The sequence below is a fragment of the Streptomyces poriferorum genome, assembly GCF_019399235.1.
Lineage (GTDB): Bacteria > Actinomycetota > Actinomycetes > Streptomycetales > Streptomycetaceae > Streptomyces > Streptomyces poriferorum.
Window position 1 is genome coordinate 24,253 of record NZ_JAELVH010000017.1, and the last position, 15,043, is coordinate 39,295.

At 71.6% G+C, this 15,043-nt stretch carries 16 protein-coding genes; 8 read left to right on the plus strand and 8 right to left on the minus strand.

Annotated features, from left to right (window positions below; translation table 11 throughout):
- Positions 1–224 precede the first annotated feature (224 nt).
- Positions 225–1,175: a LysR family transcriptional regulator gene (locus tag JGS39_RS05175; protein WP_219567526.1), complete on the minus strand. Its 951-nt coding sequence runs from the start codon at positions 1,173–1,175 to the stop codon at positions 225–227.
- A gap of 258 nt (positions 1,176–1,433) precedes the next feature.
- Here JGS39_RS05175 and snpA point away from each other — a divergent pair, with 258 nt between their 5' ends.
- Positions 1,434–2,114 carry a snapalysin gene (snpA, locus tag JGS39_RS05180; RefSeq protein ID WP_219567527.1) on the plus strand — a complete coding sequence of 227 codons (681 nt, stop codon included), beginning with the start codon at positions 1,434–1,436 and terminating at the stop codon, positions 2,112–2,114.
- A 163-nt stretch (positions 2,115–2,277) separates the two neighbouring features.
- Here snpA and JGS39_RS05185 read toward each other — a convergent pair whose 3' ends face one another.
- The 5 genes from JGS39_RS05185 to JGS39_RS05205 all read right to left on the minus strand — a co-directional run bounded on the left by JGS39_RS05185 (position 2,278) and on the right by JGS39_RS05205 (position 7,221).
- Entirely contained in the window at positions 2,278–2,637 is a 360-nt protein-coding gene (locus tag JGS39_RS05185; protein WP_219567528.1) for a GntR family transcriptional regulator, read from the minus strand.
- A 2-nt stretch (positions 2,638–2,639) separates the two neighbouring features.
- Complete coding sequence (locus tag JGS39_RS05190; protein WP_219567529.1) at positions 2,640–3,647, minus strand: SdpI family protein; 1,008 nt, start codon at positions 3,645–3,647, stop codon at positions 2,640–2,642.
- 191 nt (positions 3,648–3,838) lie between these two features.
- Positions 3,839–4,507, minus strand: a complete 669-nt coding sequence (locus JGS39_RS05195; RefSeq protein WP_219567530.1) for a DUF6304 family protein — start codon at positions 4,505–4,507, stop codon at positions 3,839–3,841.
- 118 nt (positions 4,508–4,625) lie between these two features.
- Positions 4,626–5,672 (minus strand): family 2 encapsulin nanocompartment cargo protein polyprenyl transferase, encoded by a 1,047-nt coding sequence (locus tag JGS39_RS05200; protein WP_219567531.1) that lies wholly within the window; start codon positions 5,670–5,672, stop codon positions 4,626–4,628.
- Positions 5,673–5,814: 142 nt separating this feature from the next.
- Positions 5,815–7,221: a family 2B encapsulin nanocompartment shell protein gene (locus tag JGS39_RS05205; protein ID WP_219567532.1), complete on the minus strand. Its 1,407-nt coding sequence runs from the start codon at positions 7,219–7,221 to the stop codon at positions 5,815–5,817.
- 179 nt (positions 7,222–7,400) lie between these two features.
- On the opposite strand from JGS39_RS05205, the gene JGS39_RS05210 reads away from it, so the two are divergent.
- The 4 genes from JGS39_RS05210 to JGS39_RS05225 all read left to right on the plus strand — a co-directional run bounded on the left by JGS39_RS05210 (position 7,401) and on the right by JGS39_RS05225 (position 10,878).
- A complete protein-coding gene (locus JGS39_RS05210; RefSeq protein ID WP_219567533.1) occupies positions 7,401–7,850 on the plus strand; it encodes an RrF2 family transcriptional regulator in 450 nt (149 codons plus the stop codon).
- A 93-nt stretch (positions 7,851–7,943) separates the two neighbouring features.
- The gene (locus JGS39_RS05215; RefSeq protein WP_219567534.1) at positions 7,944–9,140 is read left to right on the plus strand and encodes a globin domain-containing protein; all 1,197 of its coding nucleotides are present in this window, start codon (positions 7,944–7,946) and stop codon (positions 9,138–9,140) included.
- A gap of 149 nt (positions 9,141–9,289) precedes the next feature.
- Positions 9,290–9,880 (plus strand): N-acetylmuramoyl-L-alanine amidase, encoded by a 591-nt coding sequence (locus tag JGS39_RS05220; RefSeq protein WP_219567535.1) that lies wholly within the window; start codon positions 9,290–9,292, stop codon positions 9,878–9,880.
- 41 nt (positions 9,881–9,921) lie between these two features.
- Positions 9,922–10,878, plus strand: a complete 957-nt coding sequence (locus tag JGS39_RS05225; RefSeq protein ID WP_219567536.1) for a 1-aminocyclopropane-1-carboxylate deaminase/D-cysteine desulfhydrase — start codon at positions 9,922–9,924, stop codon at positions 10,876–10,878.
- Here JGS39_RS05225 and JGS39_RS05230 read toward each other — a convergent pair.
- Positions 10,857–12,455, minus strand: a complete 1,599-nt coding sequence (locus JGS39_RS05230; RefSeq protein WP_219567537.1) for a Na+/H+ antiporter — start codon at positions 12,453–12,455, stop codon at positions 10,857–10,859. The two genes, JGS39_RS05225 and JGS39_RS05230, sit on opposite strands and share 22 nt — an antisense overlap.
- A 35-nt stretch (positions 12,456–12,490) precedes the next feature.
- Between JGS39_RS05230 and JGS39_RS05235 the strand changes: the two genes are divergently transcribed.
- From JGS39_RS05235 to JGS39_RS05245, 3 genes are all read left to right on the plus strand, one after another.
- On the plus strand, positions 12,491–12,751 hold the full coding sequence (locus JGS39_RS05235) for a UBP-type zinc finger domain-containing protein (RefSeq protein ID WP_219567538.1): 261 nt from the start codon (positions 12,491–12,493) through the stop codon (positions 12,749–12,751).
- Positions 12,752–12,982: 231 nt separating this feature from the next.
- The gene (locus JGS39_RS05240; RefSeq protein WP_067163834.1) at positions 12,983–13,396 is read left to right on the plus strand and encodes an ATP-binding protein; all 414 of its coding nucleotides are present in this window, start codon (positions 12,983–12,985) and stop codon (positions 13,394–13,396) included.
- 50 nt (positions 13,397–13,446) lie between these two features.
- Positions 13,447–14,373, plus strand: coding sequence for an RNA polymerase sigma factor SigF (locus tag JGS39_RS05245; protein ID WP_371602880.1), 927 nt, complete (start codon positions 13,447–13,449; stop codon positions 14,371–14,373).
- 61 nt (positions 14,374–14,434) lie between these two features.
- Here the strand turns inward: JGS39_RS05245 and JGS39_RS05250 are convergent, their stop codons facing one another.
- A complete protein-coding gene (locus JGS39_RS05250) occupies positions 14,435–14,827 on the minus strand; it encodes a hypothetical protein (RefSeq protein WP_219567582.1) in 393 nt (130 codons plus the stop codon).
- Positions 14,828–15,043 lie beyond the last annotated feature (216 nt).

A 15,043-nucleotide genomic window follows, 5' to 3' on the forward strand; every position in this document is an offset into this window, starting at 1 on the left:
GTCCTCGCTCTCGGCGGAATCGCTGTCGGCTGAATCGCTGCGGGGTGGATCGGTTGTCGTTGGAATCGCTGCCGGGTGACCGCTTGTCAGCGCAATCACTGCCGGATGATCGTGTGCCGGTGGAATCGCTGCCGGGTGACCGCTTGTCAGCGCAATCGCTGCCGGGTGACCGCGCGGCCCGTCGCAGCCTCGCGCAGCCGGTCGCAGCCCGCCGGGCCCCGCGCTCAGGAGAGGGCGAGCGGGCTGCGGTGGCGCAGCAGCCACTGGTGATAGCCGGCCGCCCGCCGGGCCGCCTCCCGGTACGCGGCCTCCAGTTCCCCGTACACCACCGTCATGTCGGCGCCCGGCCGGGAGACCAGCAGCAGCCGGACGGCGAGCGGGTCGTCGCGCAGCGGGCGGATCGCCATGTCGTCGCGCGGGCCCGACGTGGGCTGGCACGGCGCCACCGCCTCGCCGAGGACGACGAGCGACGCGGCGGTGAGGTAGTCGCCGTGCAGCACGGTCGGTGCGACGCCGGCGGCACCGAACACCCGCCGCAGGCCGTCCCACTCGCCGTCCACCGTGGGGTCGACCATCCACCGGTCGGCGGCCAGGTCGGCCAGGTCGACGACGGGCAGGGCGGCCGCCGGATGGTCGCGGGCCATGGAGATGAACTGCGGTTCGCGGTCCAGCAGGACACGCTGTTCCAGCCCCTCCGGAACGGACAGCGGGCAGCCCTCGACCTCGTGCACGAAGGCGACGTCGAGCCGGCCCGCCCCGACCGCGCGCAGCAGTGCGCGGGCCGACACGTCGACCCTCAGCGAGATGTCCGTACCGGGCAGCTGGATCCGCAGTCTGCGCAGCCACCCGCCGATGACCCGGCTGGCGGTGCAGCCGATCCGCAGCCGCTGCCCGCCGGCGCGGGCGGCGTCCGCCTCCGCCTTCGCCTCGGTGACCAGCGCGCTCATGCCGTCGACGAGGGGGCGGGCACGTCCGATGACGGCGCGGCCGAGCAGGGTGGGGCGGCAGCCGGTGCGTTCGCGGCTGAACAGTTCGGCGCCCAGCGTGTTCTCGATCCGGCGCAGCTGGGTGGTGAGCGAGGGCTGGCTGACGCCCAGTCTGCGGGCCGCCCGGTGCAGGCTGCCGGTGTCGGCTATGGCGCACAGCGCCCTGAGGTGCCTCACCTCAAGCTCCATGCTGCCGAGGGTAGGGCGGCGGAGTCGCACCGCACCAGACGCCGGAACGTCATCAAACCGCTTCAATTCACCGGGTGTTGGTCCGACCAACACCGGGTGTGCGTCCGTTGGGCCCTGCCGGGCGATAGGGCGGCGCTATCACCGGTTGGCATCATCCGCGCGGAGCCGCGTTCCCCGACACTCACTGCGTACCACCCCCGTCCGTGTCCGCTGACCGGACGGGGTCCCCCTGGCAGGTAACCGGCAGGAGAACCCCCCATGAGACACCCCAGGACCATCATGTCGGCTGTGGCCGGCCTCGGCTTCGGCCTCGCCGCAGCGCTGGGCACCGCTCCGGCGATCGCGTCCGCCGCCCCGGCGCCCGTCGCTCCCCCCGCATCCGCCTCCGCCGTCCACGCGGCGTACACCTCCCACTCCGGATCGCACGAGAGCGCCGCCGCCAACAAGGCGTTCTTCGAGGCGGTGGCGAAGTCGGTGGCCGAGAAGCGGGCCGCCCACCCGGGCGCCCAGGCCGTCACCATCGTCTACAGCACCGCGAACGCGCCGAGCTTCCGTTCGGAGATATCCAGCAGCGCGCAGATCTGGAACAGCTCCGTCTCCAACGTCCGGTTGCAGGAGGGCTCGAACGCCGACTTCTCGTACTACGAAGGCAACGACCCGAGTGGCTCGTACGCGAGCACGGACGGCCACGGGAACGGGTACATCTTCCTCGACTACGCGCAGAACCAGCAGTACGACTCCACCCGCGTGACGACCCATGAGACCGGCCACGTCCTCGGCCTGCCGGACCACTACTCGGGCCCGTGCAGCGAGCTGATGTCGGGCGGGGGGCCCGGCCCGTCGTGCACCAACCCGTATCCGGACTCCAATGAGCGCGGCCAGGTGAACTACCTCTGGCAGAACGGCTTCGCGGCCGCGCTCGCCCGCAGCGGTTCCTGACCTCGCCGCTTCACGGAAGCGCGCCGCTTCGCGCACACGATCCGGGGGCCACCTCGCAGGACGGGGTGGCCCTCGGCCGGTGTCGGATGCGCCCCGGCCCGTGGCGGAGGCGCCGCGGCCCGTAGCGGAGGCGCCCCGGCCGGTGGCGGAGGCGCCGCGGCCGTCATCCGGCCGATAGTTCGCTACGGACCAGGGCCAGCAGTTCGTCCTCCGTCATGCCGAGCTCACGCGCCTCGCCGACCATCTCGCGCACCCGCTCCAGCAGCCTGGCGCGGTGCGGGGAGGCGCCGTCCGCGACGACCGCGCCCCGGCCGCGCCGCAGTTCGATCAGACCTTCCTCGCGCAGCCGCTGGTAGCCGCGCAGGGCCGTGTGCACATTCACGCCGAGCGATTCGGCGAGCGCCCGGGCGGCGGGCAGGCGCTCGCCGGGGGCAACGGCCCCGTCGGCGACGGCACGGCGCACACAGGCCGCGATCTGGTCGCCGAGCGGCACGGTGGAGGTGGGGTCGACCCTGAAGAGCATGGTCAGTGTTCCGTTCGGCGCTGGTCGATCAGGGTGTTCAGGAGCGCGGCAGCCGTCGCCGAGTCGTCGACCGTGACCGCGAAGTCCCGGCCGTCGGCCAACCGTGCCACGATCCCCTCACCGGAACGAATCATGATGCCGGTGCGCCCCGGCCGGATCCGGTAGCCCCAGCCCCCGTACTCGGTGAGCGGCTTGATGTCCCGGCTGGCCGCCGTCTCGATCCGGTCGAGCGGCACGCGGACGCGCGGCCACGGCAGCATCCCGGAGACGGTGATCCCACGCCGGTCCACGGCCACGTTCGGGCGGGCGAAGCTCAGCAGGAGCAGCCCGACCAGGAGGACCGGAACCGCGGCGCTCCAGCCCACGGCGAACAGGAGCGCGACTGCTCCGGCGCAGGTCAGCGCCACCGCGGGCAGCAGCCATCGGTTCCCGGTGCTGCGCGCCCACCCCGCGACCTCCCCGGCGGCCAGCGCGATCCGTTCCCCGCCCGCCGTCGTCCCGTCAGCCTGCCGGTCCGCCTGCCCGTCCGCCGACGGTTCCTCCGGTACGGGAAGGACTGCGGCGAGCAGCAGCCCCAGCCCGGAGGCGAGCGCGGCCACCCCCAGCGCGGCGGCCAGCTGCCACATCGGGAACGAGACGTCCTGGGCGCGGCCCTGCGCGTCCTCGGCCGCGTCCACGTTCACGAGCAGGACCACCGCCATCAGGTACCCCAGGAAGCCGGCGACTGCGTAACCGCAGGCGACGACTCTCCGGTACGCCCGGCCGTGGAACCCTCCCCGGGCGGTCATCAGGACCCACAGCACACCGGTGCCGACGAGCAGCACCGTGGTGATGACGACGTATGAGGTCCGGCCCGCGTAGTCGTCGGCCCGGCCGTTGCCCACGAAGTGGCTGGCCAGCTGGGCGGGCAGGCGGTCACGGCGCGTGGCGAAAAGGATCAGGTCGGCGGCGAGGGCCAGCAGGAACGGCATAGCGGCGAGAGCCGCGCGGCCGGTGTTCTTCCGGTTCATCAAAACCTCCATTGTTCGCATGCTAGTAGAACAATAGAGGTGCGGCAACCAACCGATGCAGGCGAGACGACCCGCCGGTGGGGCCGGAACGACGAACCGGCCCGACGGCGTCGAGCCGTCAGGCCGGTTGAGGTTGAGGGAGTGTCATGCCGTGTCTCGTGCGGGCGGCGGGTGGCCGCCCGCCGCCGCGGTCAGGCGGTTTCGAGCGGGAACGCGCCGCGGTGACCGGTGCCCGCGCCCGTGTCCGGGCGGGGCTCGAACTCACGGCAGTTCCAGACCTCCTGGACGAATCCGCTGCGCCGGTCCCACAGGTCCAGCACGTCGTCCTCGCCGGCCGCCCCCCGGTAGGCCTCCTTGGCGCCCCGGAAACAGGCGAGGCCGCCGGAGAGCCCGCGGCCGGGTGCCGGGAAGTAGTCCGAGAAGGCGCACGCGATGCACGTCCGGAGCCGGATCCCGGGCGGCAGGGAGCGCTGGATGGTGGCGAGCGCGGCACCGAAGTCGCTCTCGGCACGGTGGGACCGGAAGGCCGCGCCGCCGTAGCGCAGCTCCAGATAGAGATACGGGTCGGGCCTGCGCAGCGACAACAGGCAGCTCAGCGTGGCCTGATGGACCTCTCCGTCCGCGGTGACGGGGAACGGCAGGTCCCATTCCAGGACGCAGTCGTTGAGCACGCCGTCGGCGAGGGCGAACATCCCGCTCTCCGGCGGCATGCCCGCCACCGGGCGGAGTGCGTCAAAGCTCTCGCCCTCGAAATCGACGCCCCTGATGCGAAGCCGGAGTTGCTGCCCGTCGGTGGTGAGGATGACGGCATCGGAGCCCTGTCGGTCCCGGTACCACCCTGCCCACGACTCATCTGTCATGGGCAGGGACTGTAGCCCGTGGCTCGGACACTCCCCGTGCCGCCCTCCACTTCGCCGCCCGACCCCTGTGACCTCGGCCGATCTTCGGCCGGCCGCTGTTCCGTGCGTCGGCCTCCGTTCAGTGCGTCCGGCGGGTGACGAACTCCGCCAGGGCCAGCAGATCGCCCGCCGCCGACAGATCGGGCACGGCCCGGGACAGATGGTGCACCGCGCGTGCCATACGGTCCGCGGCGCAGACCTGGGCCCAGTCGCGGCCGCCCGCCCGGTCGACGGCGTCGGACGCACGGCTGATCTCACCGGCCGTGTTCATCGGGCCCCGGTAGAGCGCGGCGAGTTCCGCCGCCGCCGGGGTGCCCGAGGTCAGCGCGGCGACCACGGGCAGCGACTTCTTGTGGGCGGCGAGGTCGGCGCCGACCGGTTTCCCTGTCTGGGCGGGGTCGCCCCAGATGCCGATCAGGTCGTCGATGAGCTGGAAGGCGAGCCCGGCCTCCCGGCCGAAGCCGTCCATCGCTCCGACCGCACGCTCCTCCACGCCCGCGTAGAGCGCGCCCAGTGCGCAGGCGCAGCCGAGCAGCGCTCCCGTCTTCGCCGTCGCCATGGTGAGGCACTCGTCCAACGTGACCTCATCCGGCCCGCGTTCCTCGAAGGCGCAGTCCGCCTGCTGGCCCGCGCACAGCTCGATGACGCAGGTGGAGAGCCGGGCCGAGGCACGGGCCGACACCGCGCGCGCGTCCTCGGCCAGGAGCCGCTGGGCGAGGGCAAGCATGGCGTCGCCCGCGATGACGGCGTCGGGGATACCGAAGACGGTCCAGGCCGTGGCCCGGTGACGGCGGGTGCGGTCCTCGTCGATGACGTCGTCGTGCAGCAGGGTGAAGTTGTGGGCCAGTTCCACGGCGACGGCGGCCCGTACGGCATCTCTGGGATCGCCGCCCAGCGCACGGGTGGCGGCCAGGACGAGTGCGGGTCTGATCGCCTTGCCGGCGCTGCCCGCGGCGGGGCTGCCGTCGGCGTGCTCCCAGCCGAAGTGGTACATCGCCACGCGCCGGATCGATCCCGGCAGTGAGGCGACCGCGGCCCGCAGATGCGGGTCGACGAGGGTCCGGGTGTACTCCAGGAGCGCCGCGGCCTCGTTGCCCTCGGTGGCGGCGGCGTCGGTACGGGTCATGGTCAATCGGTCACCCCGGTCGTTGCCGTCCCCGGCCCCCGATGACTTTCGCCCCGGGGGCCGGGGACGTGGGTGGTTGCTGTGGGTGCGCCGGCTGCGGCCGACGGGGTCCCGGACCCGGCGGGCCCGGGACCCCGCGGACTCACCGCCAGCGGCTGACCTCGACGTTCTCCAGGACACCGAGGGCGTCCGGGACCAGAACGGCCGCGGAGTAGTAGGCCGTCACGAGGTAGGAGATGATCGCCTGCTCGTCGATCCCCATGAAACGGACCGACAGGCTGGGCTCGATCTCGTCCGGGATACCCGTCTGCTGGAGGCCGACGACGCCCTGTTCGACCTCGCCGGTCCTCATGCAGATGATCGACGTGGTGCGGGCGTCCGTGACCGGGATCTTGTTGGACGGGAAGATCGGAACCCCGCGCCAAGCCGGCACGTGGTGTCCGCCGACGTCCACGCTCTCCGGCACCAGACCGCGCTTGTTGCACTCGCGGCCGAAGGCGGCGATGGCCCGGGGGTGCGCGAGGAAGAGCTTCGATCCGCGGCGGCGCGACAGCAGTTCGTCCATGTCGTCGGGTGTGGGCGCTCCGTCGTGCGGCTGGAGCCGCTGCCCGTAGTCGCAGTTGTTGAGCAGGCCGAACTCCCGGTTGTTGATCAGCTCGTGCTCCTGGCGCTCACGGAGCGCCTCGACCGTGAGCCGCAACTGCTGCTCGGTCTGGTTCATCGGCTGGTTGTAGAGGTCGGCGACCCTGCTGTGGACCTTCAGGACGGTCTGGGCCACGCTCAGTTCGTACTCGCGGGGCGCGGACTCGTAGTCCACGTATGTGTGCGGGACGACGGCCTCGCCGACATGCCCGGCGGACAGGTCGATCTCCGCCTCGCCGTACTTGTTGGTGCGCTGGTGCGGGATGGCGAGCAGCCCGGCGAGATGGGTGCGCAGCGACTCGGCCCGCTCGGCGAGGTTGAGCACATCGGCCCGCCTCAGGGTCAGGACCGTGCACGCCGTGACGGCACGGGCCGTGTACTCCCAGAGGGCGTCGCCCTCGATCAGGGAGTGGTCTCCGAAGTAGGCGCCGTCCGCATGGACTCCGAGCACCGTCTCGTCCCCGTAGGGCCCGGTGCCGACCTTCTCGACCTTTCCGTGCGCCAGCAGGAAGACCCGGTCCGCCGCCTCGCCCGCCGTTGCCAGGAGCTGCCCGGCGGGAATGTCGCGCTGCTCGCACCGCCTGGCGAGTTCGGCGAGCACCTCCTCGTCCCCGAAGTCCCTCAGAGCCGGGAGTTCACCGAGCTCGGCGGGGATCACGGAGACCCGGTCCCCTGTCTGCACGAAGGTCACCCTGCCGTCTCCGACCGAGTAGCTCAGCCTGCGGTTCACCCGGTACGTGCCGCCCTGCACCTGGACCCACGGAAGCATCTTCAGCAGCCAACGTGAGCTGATCTCCTGCATCTGCGGAGCGGACTTGGTGGTCGTCGCGAGGTTCCGCGCGGCTGCCGTACCAAGACTCTGCTGCGGCGGCGCCTGCACGTTCTGAACCTCTTCGCCAACGGACATCTGTCGTCCTCTCGATTCATCGGCTGACCTGCGAGAAGAACCTTTCAGCATGCGGACTCGCCGCGCCATTACACAAAAGAGTGTGACTAATCGGGCTTTGGGCTGGGCACAACGCTGCGCGATGCCCGCCGGCCCAGTTAATTTGCATACGGAATGCAAATTCACCTACCGTGACTGCCATGCGGCTGACGAGATTCACCGACGTGGCACTGCGCGTGCTGATGCGTCTGGCCGTCGTGGAGAACGAGGACCCGCCGACCACCCGCGAGGTGGCGGCGACCATGCAGGTGCCGTACTCCCATGCCGCGAAGGTCGTGGCCCGCCTCCAGCACCTCGGCCTGGTCGAGGCGCGACGGGGCCGCGGGGGCGGACTCGCCCTCACCCCGGCCGGCCGCTCCGCCTCCATCGGCGAGCTCGTCCGTGAGCTCGAGGGCCCGGGCGACGTCGTCGAGTGCGAGGGCGCCACCCCGTGCCCGCTGCGGTCGGACTGCCGTCTGCGCCACGCCCTGCGTGCGGCCTCGGAGGCCTTCTACGTCTCGCTCGACCCGCTCACCGTCACCGAGCTGGTCTCCTCGCCGACCGGCCCGCTGCTGATCGGCATCAGCAGCAGACCGCCCGCGGACGCCTGAACCACCCCCCGCCGGACCCGGCCCACGGCCCGGTTCCTACACTGATTTTAAATGCGCATCTGAGATGCAAATTCTGAATCCGAGGAGTTAACGATGCTCTCCGAGCCGTCGACCGCCACCGTCCGTGCCACACTTCCCGCCGTGGGCGCGGCCATCGGGGACATCGCCGATCTCTTCTACCGCAAGCTGTTCGACGCCCACCCCGAGCTGCTGCGCGACCTGTTCAACCGCGGCAACCAGGCCTCCGGCGCCCAGCGTCAGGCGCTCGCCGGCTCCATCGCCGCGTTCGCGACCCAGCTGGTCGAGCACCCCGGGACCCGTCCCGACGTGATGCTCGACCGCATCGCGCACAAGCACGCCTCGCTCGGCGTCACGGCCGCCCAGTACGACGTCGTGCACACCCACCTGTTCGCGGCCATCGCCGAAGTGCTCGGCGACGCGGTCACCCCCGAGGTCGCAGCCGCCTGGGACGAGGTCTACTGGCTGATGGCCAACGCCCTGATCGCCATCGAGGAGCGCCTGTACGCACAGCAGGGCGTCGTCGCCGGCGACGTCTGGCGCGCGTGGGAGGTGGTCTCGCGCACCGAGGAGACCGCGGACGTCGCCACGTTCCAGCTCCGTCCGGCCGACGGCGCCCCTGCCCCCGCCTTCCGTCCCGGCCAGTACGTGTCCGTGCAGGTCGAACTCCCCGACGGCGCCCGCCAGATACGCCAGTACAGCCTCTCCTGCGCCCCGGGTTCGGCGCTCCGCTCGTTCACCGTCAAGCGGGTGCACGGCGGCGGCGCCCCCGACGGGGAGGTCTCACGGCAGTTGCACGACCACGTCCGCGCCGGTGACCGGCTCCGCGTCTCGGCCCCGTACGGCGACCTCGTACTGAAGTCCGCCGAAGCCCCGCTCCTGCTCGCCTCGGCGGGCATCGGCTGCACCCCGATGCTGTCGATGCTGGAGCACCTCGCGGACTCCGGCCACCGCGCGCCGGTGACAGTGGTGCACGGCGACCGCTCCCCCGCCGACCACGCGCTGCGCGCCGACCACGCCCTGTTCACCGCCAAACTCCCCGACGCCGCGGCCCACTTCTGGTACGAGAACCCCGAGCAGGGCCACCCGGCGGACCGCACCGGTCTCGTCGACCTGACCGGCGTGGCGATCCCGTCCGGCACCCACGCCTACCTCTGCGGTCCGCTGCCCTTCATGCGGGCAGTGCGCACCCAGCTGCTCGCCAAGGGCGTCCCGGCGGCCGACATCCACTACGAGGTGTTCGGCCCCGACCTGTGGCTCGCCGAGGGCTGAGCGGCGGCCGGTGCTCGCGGAATTGACCGGATCGGCTCGCACACCGTCCGAACAGGGCCCCGGAATCCCCCCGTGAATGGTCCGGGACCCCGTCCGTCGGGTACAAGCGCTGTACGGACACACTCCCCCCACGCACGAAGGAGTCGGTCATGTCCTCACCCATGTCCGCGAGCGCCTTTCTCGACGCACTGAAGGACGAAGGGCTCACCGTCGTCCAGGTCGGCGACTGGCGCACGCACAACCGCAACCACAAGGGCCCCTGGGGGCCGGTCAACGGCGTGATGATCCATCACACGGTCACCAAGGGCACCGCCGCCACCGTCCGGATCTGCCGCGACGGCCACGCGGCGCTGCCGGGACCCCTGTGCCACGGCGTCATCGCCAAGGACGGCCGGATCCACCTGGTCGGCTACGGACGGACCAACCACGCCGGGCTCGGCGACGACGACGTCCTGCGCGCCGTCATCGCCGAGAAGGGCCTGCCGTCCGACAACGAGGCCAACACCGACGGGAACCGGCACTTCTACGGCTTCGAGTGCGAGAACCTCGGCAACGGCAAGGACCCCTGGCCCGCCGTCCAGCTCGAAGCCATCGAGAAGGCGGCGGCCGCGGTCTGCCGCCACCACAACTGGACCTCCCGCTCGGTCATCGGCCACCGGGAGTGGCAGCCCGGCAAGGTCGACCCGCGCGGCTTCTCGATGACCTCCATGCGGGCACGGATCCACGACCGCCTGAAGTAGCCCGGAGCCCGCTCCGGCAGGGGCACGGCCACAATGGAGCCATGCCCTCCACGCCCTCCGACGCGCCGGGTCCTGCCGGGAACTCCGGACAGGACCCCGGCCTCTCCCGGCTGCGGCCGGTGCTCCCGTCGCCCCTGCAGCCGGCCGGGGACGAGCGCTTCGCGCGTCACGGCGTGACGCTGCTCCTGAAGCGCGACGATCTGATCCATGCGGACCTGCCGGGCAACAAGTGGCGCAAACTCGCCCCGAACCTCCGTGCGGCGGCCGGCCGGCCTGTGCTCACCTTCGGCGGCGCCTACTCCAACCACCTGCGGGCCACGGCCGCCGCGGGCCGGCTGCTGGGCTTCCGCACCATCGGCGTGGTCCGGGGCGACGAACTCGCCCACCGCCCGCTCAACCCCTCGCTGGCCCGGTGCGCGGCCGACGGAATGCTGTTGCACTTCGTGGACCGCCGGACGTACCGCGCCAAGGCCGATCCGCAGGTTCTGGCTGGGCTGCTGAGCGCCTACGGAGAGTGCGAGGTCATCCCGGAGGGCGGCAGCAACGCCCTGGCCGCACAGGGCTGCACAGAGCTCGGCCGCGAGCTGCGCGGGACGGCCGGCGTGGCGGCGGTGGCCTGCGGCACCGGGGGCACCCTCGCCGGACTGGCCGCGGGACTGGCGCCCGGACAGCGCGCCCTCGGGATCCCGGTCCTGCGGGGCGGCTTCCTCGGGGACGCGGTCCGGGACCTCCAGCGGGAGGCGTTCGGCGGACCGGCCGGCACGTGGTCCCTGGACGAACGCTTCCACTTCGGCGGGTACGCCCGCACCACACCCGCCCTGCACGCGTTCGCCGACGACTTCGAGGACCGCCACGGGCTGCCGGTCGAGCGCCTCTATGTGGCCAAACTCCTGTACGCGCTCACCGTGCTGGCCGGTGAGGGCGCGTTCGCCGCGGGCACCACGGTCGCGGCCGTGATCACGGGGCGCCCGGACGATCAGTCCGACTCCTCCCGGTAGGCCGCGGCCTCCTCCAGGTCGAGGCGCCTGAGCAGCGTCCGCATCATCTCGTCGTCGATGCTGCGCTCGTCCCGCAGCCGTACGAAGACCTCGCGCTCGGCCTCGATCATCTCGCCGGCCAGTCGCCGGTAGGTGTCGTCCGCCGACTCCCCCGTCACCGGATTGGCCGCGCCGAGGCGCTCCCAGACCGCGTTGCGGCGGCGCTCCAGGACGGTGCGCAGCCGGTCGGTGAGCGGCTGCGGCAGGCAATTGCGCCGGTCGGTGAGCAGTTCCTCCAGGCGGGCCTCGGCGGCCGTGGACGCCTCGCTCTGGGCCTGCGCCTCGGCGAGCGTCTCGGCCTGCCGGTCGCGGCCCGGGAGCTTCAGGACCTTCACCATGACCGGCAGCGTGAGCCCCTGGACGACCAGCGTGCCGATGACCGTGGTGAAGGTCAGGAACAGCACCAGGTTGCGTGCCGGGAACGCGTCGCCGTCGCTCGTGACCAGCGGGATGGAGAAGGCGATGGCGAGCGAGACGACGCCGCGCATCCCGGCCCAGCCGACGATCAGCGGTGAGGTCCAGTCGGTCTCGGGTTCCCGTTCCCGGATGCGTTTCGACAGCAGGCGGGGCACATAGGTCGCCGGATAGACCCAGATGAACCGGACGACGACGACCGCCAGGAACACCGCCACCGCGTACCAGAGGGCCTCGGTGACGGCGTACGTACCGAGCCCCTTCAGTACGAAGGGCAGCTGAAGGCCGATCAGCGCGAAGACGGCGGACTCCAGGATGAACGCGACCATCTTCCAGACGGCGGCCTCCTGGAGCCTGGTGGCGAAGTCGACCTGCCAGGCGCGGTGGCCCAGGTAGAGCGCGACGACGACGACCGCGAGCACTCCGGAGGCGTGCACGCGTTCGGCGGCCGCGTAAGCCACGAACGGGATCAGGAGCGACAGGGTGTTCTGGAGCAGCGGTTCCTTGAGGTGTGTGCGGAGCCAGTGCAGCGGGACCATGAGGACCAGTCCGACGCCGACACCGCCGACCGAGGCCAGCAGGAACTCGCCGATCCCGCCGCCCCAGCTCATGCCCTCGCCCACGGCCGCGGCGAGCGCCACCTTGTAGGCGGTGATCGCGGTGGCGTCGTTCACCAGGGATTCGCCCTGAAGGATCGTCGTGACACGGGCGGGCAGGCCGACCCGGCGGGCGATGGCCGCGGCGGTGACGGCGTCCGGCGGGGCGATGACGGCGCCCAGCACCAGCGCGGCCGTGAGCGGCAGGTCGGGCACCAGCCGGTACGCCAGCCAGCCCACCGCGACGGTGGCGAACAGCACGTAGCCGACGGAGAGCAGCGCGACGGGGCGGATGTTGGCCCGCAGGTCGAGGTACGAGCTGTCCACGGCCGCCGTGTAGAGCAAGGGCGGCAGCAGGAGCGGCAGCACGATGTGCGCGTCCAGCGTGTACGTCGGCACCCCGGGCACGTACGAGCCGATCAGCCCGAGGGCCACCAGCAGCAGCGGGGCCGGCACCGGCGTCCGGCGTGCCAGACCGGCTGTCGCCGCACTGGCCGCCACCAGTGCCACCAGTGGCAATGCGTCCATCTCACGGTCCTCGCATCCGTCGTAACCTGGCCATCATGAGCGAGTGCCCGCATGTACCGGACCTGCCGCGCCCCGAGCCCGCAGCCCTCTCCGAGACCTGTCTCGAATGCCGGGCGGCGGGCACCCACCCCGTGCAACTGCGACTCTGCCTGATGTGCGGGCATGTCGGCTGCTGCGATTCGTCGCCCCACCAGCACGCGACGGGGCACTTCAAGGAGACCGGTCATCCGGTGATGCGGAGCTTCGAGGCCGGCGAGAGCTGGCGCTGGTGCTTCGAGGACGGTTCGATCGTCTGACGTCTGGGTACGTCAAACCGGCGCCTGTTGTTCGTAATTGACCGTCGCAGACCCCTAGCCACTGTGCGTACTCGTGGGCTTACCATGAGTGACAGTCATGGGACGGGGTCTCGGCGACACGGCATCATGGATCGCGATAGCGTCGCCGGACCAAGAACCGAAGACGTACCGCATGGCTCCGGGCGACCCTTCCCGGATCCTCGAAGAGTTTGTGCCACCTTGGAGGTGAGGGTGTCCCAGATCGCAGGCGAGCCCGGGAATCAGGACTTCGTAGAGGTCCGGCTGCCCGCTGCGGGTGCCTACCTGTCGGTGCTGCGTACGGCCACGGCCGGTCTCGCAGCGCGTTTGGACTTCACTCTCGACGAGATCGAGGATCTCCGTATCGCGGTCGACGAGGCCTGCGCGATCCTGCTCCAGCAGGCCGTGCCGGGTTCCGTCCTCAGCTGCGTGTTCCGGCTCGTCGACGATTCTCTCGAGGTGACGGTTTCGGCCCCGACGACGGACGGCCGGGCCCCGGAGCGCGACACGTTCGCCTGGACGGTGCTCTCCGCACTGGCCGGAAAGGTCGACTCCTCGGTCGCCGATGACCGTACGGTCAGCATCAGCCTGTACAAACAGCGCGGCGCGGGACCCGGGCCGGCGTGAGCAACGGGAACGGGGACGGTCCTGTGCGGGACGAGACGATCCGACCAGGGGTGGTGCGCGCAGCAGGCATCCCGGAGCAGCAGGCCCTGCCTCATCCGGTGGACGGGGCGGACCTGCCCCGTGCGGTGGACGGGGCACAGGGGCCCGCCGGCATTACGGTCGCGGTGGAGAAGTCGCAGGCGGAGCGGGCGGGCCAGATGAGCGAGCACGGGCACCACGATCCACACGACCGCAGCGGGGCGCGGGCGCTGTTCATCGAGCTGGGCAAGCTCCCGGACGGGTCACCCGAGAAGGCGGAGCTGCGCAACCGGCTGGTGCGGATGCACCTGCCGCTGGTGGAGCACCTGGCGCGGCGCTTCCGCAACCGCGGCGAGCCGCTGGACGATCTGACCCAGGTCGCCACGATCGGTCTGATCAAGTCGGTGGACCGGTTCGACCCGGAGCGCGGCGTCGAGTTCTCGACGTACGCGACCCCCACGGTCGTCGGCGAGATCAAGCGGCACTTCCGCGACAAGGGCTGGGCGGTGCGGGTGCCGCGCCGGCTCCAGGAGCTGCGGCTCTCGCTGACCACGGCGACGGCGGAGCTGTCCCAGCAGCACGGCCGCTCGCCCACGGTGCACGAGCTGGCGGAGCGGCTCGGCATCTCCGAGGAAGAGGTCCTGGAGGGCCTGGAATCGGCCAATGCGTACAGCACGCTCTCGCTGGACGTGCCGGACACGGACGACGAGTCCCCCGCGGTCGCGGACACGCTCGGCTCCGAGGACGAGGCGCTGGAGGGTGTCGAGTACCGGGAGTCGCTCAAGCCGCTGCTGGAGGACCTGCCGCCGCGTGAGAAGCGCATCCTGCTGCTTCGCTTCTTCGGCAACATGACCCAGTCGCAGATCGCCCAGGAGGTCGGCATCTCGCAGATGCACGTCTCCCGGCTGCTGGCCCGCACCCTGGCCCAGTTGCGCGAGCGGCTGCTCGTCGAGGAGTAGGCGGGCGAAGGGGCGGCCGGACGGCACCCGTCCGGCCGGCCCGAGGCTGCCGTACCGCGCCTCAGGCGTCGGCGCTGTCCGTGTCGGGCGTCGCGCCCGGCCTGCGGATGCCGAGCGCCTCGATGGTCGCCGGGCGGGCCAGCTGGTACAGCGCGGTCAGCGCCACAGCGGCGAGCACGATGCCGGCCGGGATCAGCGCACCCTGGGACCGCAGCAGCGTCCAGGCCACCGGCAGCGCGATGATCTGCGTGATGAGTGCGGGTCCGCGGCTCCAGCTGCGGCGCCGAAGGAGCCCGCGGGCGGCGAAGAGCGGGATCAGCCCCAGGGCGATCACCGTCAGGCCGCCCATTTCGGCCTGCTGCGGGCTGTCGGGACTGCCGAGCAGTCCCATCACCAGCATGGAGACACCGCCGATGACGAGGGCCGCCCCTTCGAGGGCGCTGAGGCCGGCCACGAGCGCGAGCCTGGCCGGCTTCGGCGGTTCGGCCGAGGGCGTCGGCGAGGGCGCGTTCTGCTGAGTACTCACCCCTGCAGGTTGGCATCCCCGGCACACGAAAGCGAAGCCGGGGTCGGAACGTCTTCGGCCGGCCGGAGAGACACCACGCACGGACCGGCACGCCGCGCCCACGTCGTCACTCTGCGTGAAGGCATCCGGGCAGGACTTCAGGCC

Coding starts and splice junctions, on each gene's coding strand:
- JGS39_RS05175 (WP_219567526.1), bottom strand. CDS start 1,175: ATGGAGCTTGAGGTGAGGCACCTCAGGGCGCTGTGCGCCATAGCCGAC.
- snpA (WP_219567527.1), top strand. CDS start 1,434: ATGAGACACCCCAGGACCATCATGTCGGCTGTGGCCGGCCTCGGCTTC.
- JGS39_RS05185 (WP_219567528.1), bottom strand. CDS start 2,637: ATGCTCTTCAGGGTCGACCCCACCTCCACCGTGCCGCTCGGCGACCAG.
- JGS39_RS05190 (WP_219567529.1), bottom strand. CDS start 3,647: ATGAACCGGAAGAACACCGGCCGCGCGGCTCTCGCCGCTATGCCGTTC.
- JGS39_RS05195 (WP_219567530.1), bottom strand. CDS start 4,507: ATGACAGATGAGTCGTGGGCAGGGTGGTACCGGGACCGACAGGGCTCC.
- JGS39_RS05200 (WP_219567531.1), bottom strand. CDS start 5,672: ATGACCCGTACCGACGCCGCCGCCACCGAGGGCAACGAGGCCGCGGCG.
- JGS39_RS05205 (WP_219567532.1), bottom strand. CDS start 7,221: ATGTCCGTTGGCGAAGAGGTTCAGAACGTGCAGGCGCCGCCGCAGCAG.
- JGS39_RS05210 (WP_219567533.1), top strand. CDS start 7,401: ATGCGGCTGACGAGATTCACCGACGTGGCACTGCGCGTGCTGATGCGT.
- JGS39_RS05215 (WP_219567534.1), top strand. CDS start 7,944: ATGCTCTCCGAGCCGTCGACCGCCACCGTCCGTGCCACACTTCCCGCC.
- JGS39_RS05220 (WP_219567535.1), top strand. CDS start 9,290: ATGTCCTCACCCATGTCCGCGAGCGCCTTTCTCGACGCACTGAAGGAC.
- JGS39_RS05225 (WP_219567536.1), top strand. CDS start 9,922: ATGCCCTCCACGCCCTCCGACGCGCCGGGTCCTGCCGGGAACTCCGGA.
- JGS39_RS05230 (WP_219567537.1), bottom strand. CDS start 12,455: ATGGACGCATTGCCACTGGTGGCACTGGTGGCGGCCAGTGCGGCGACA.
- JGS39_RS05235 (WP_219567538.1), top strand. CDS start 12,491: ATGAGCGAGTGCCCGCATGTACCGGACCTGCCGCGCCCCGAGCCCGCA.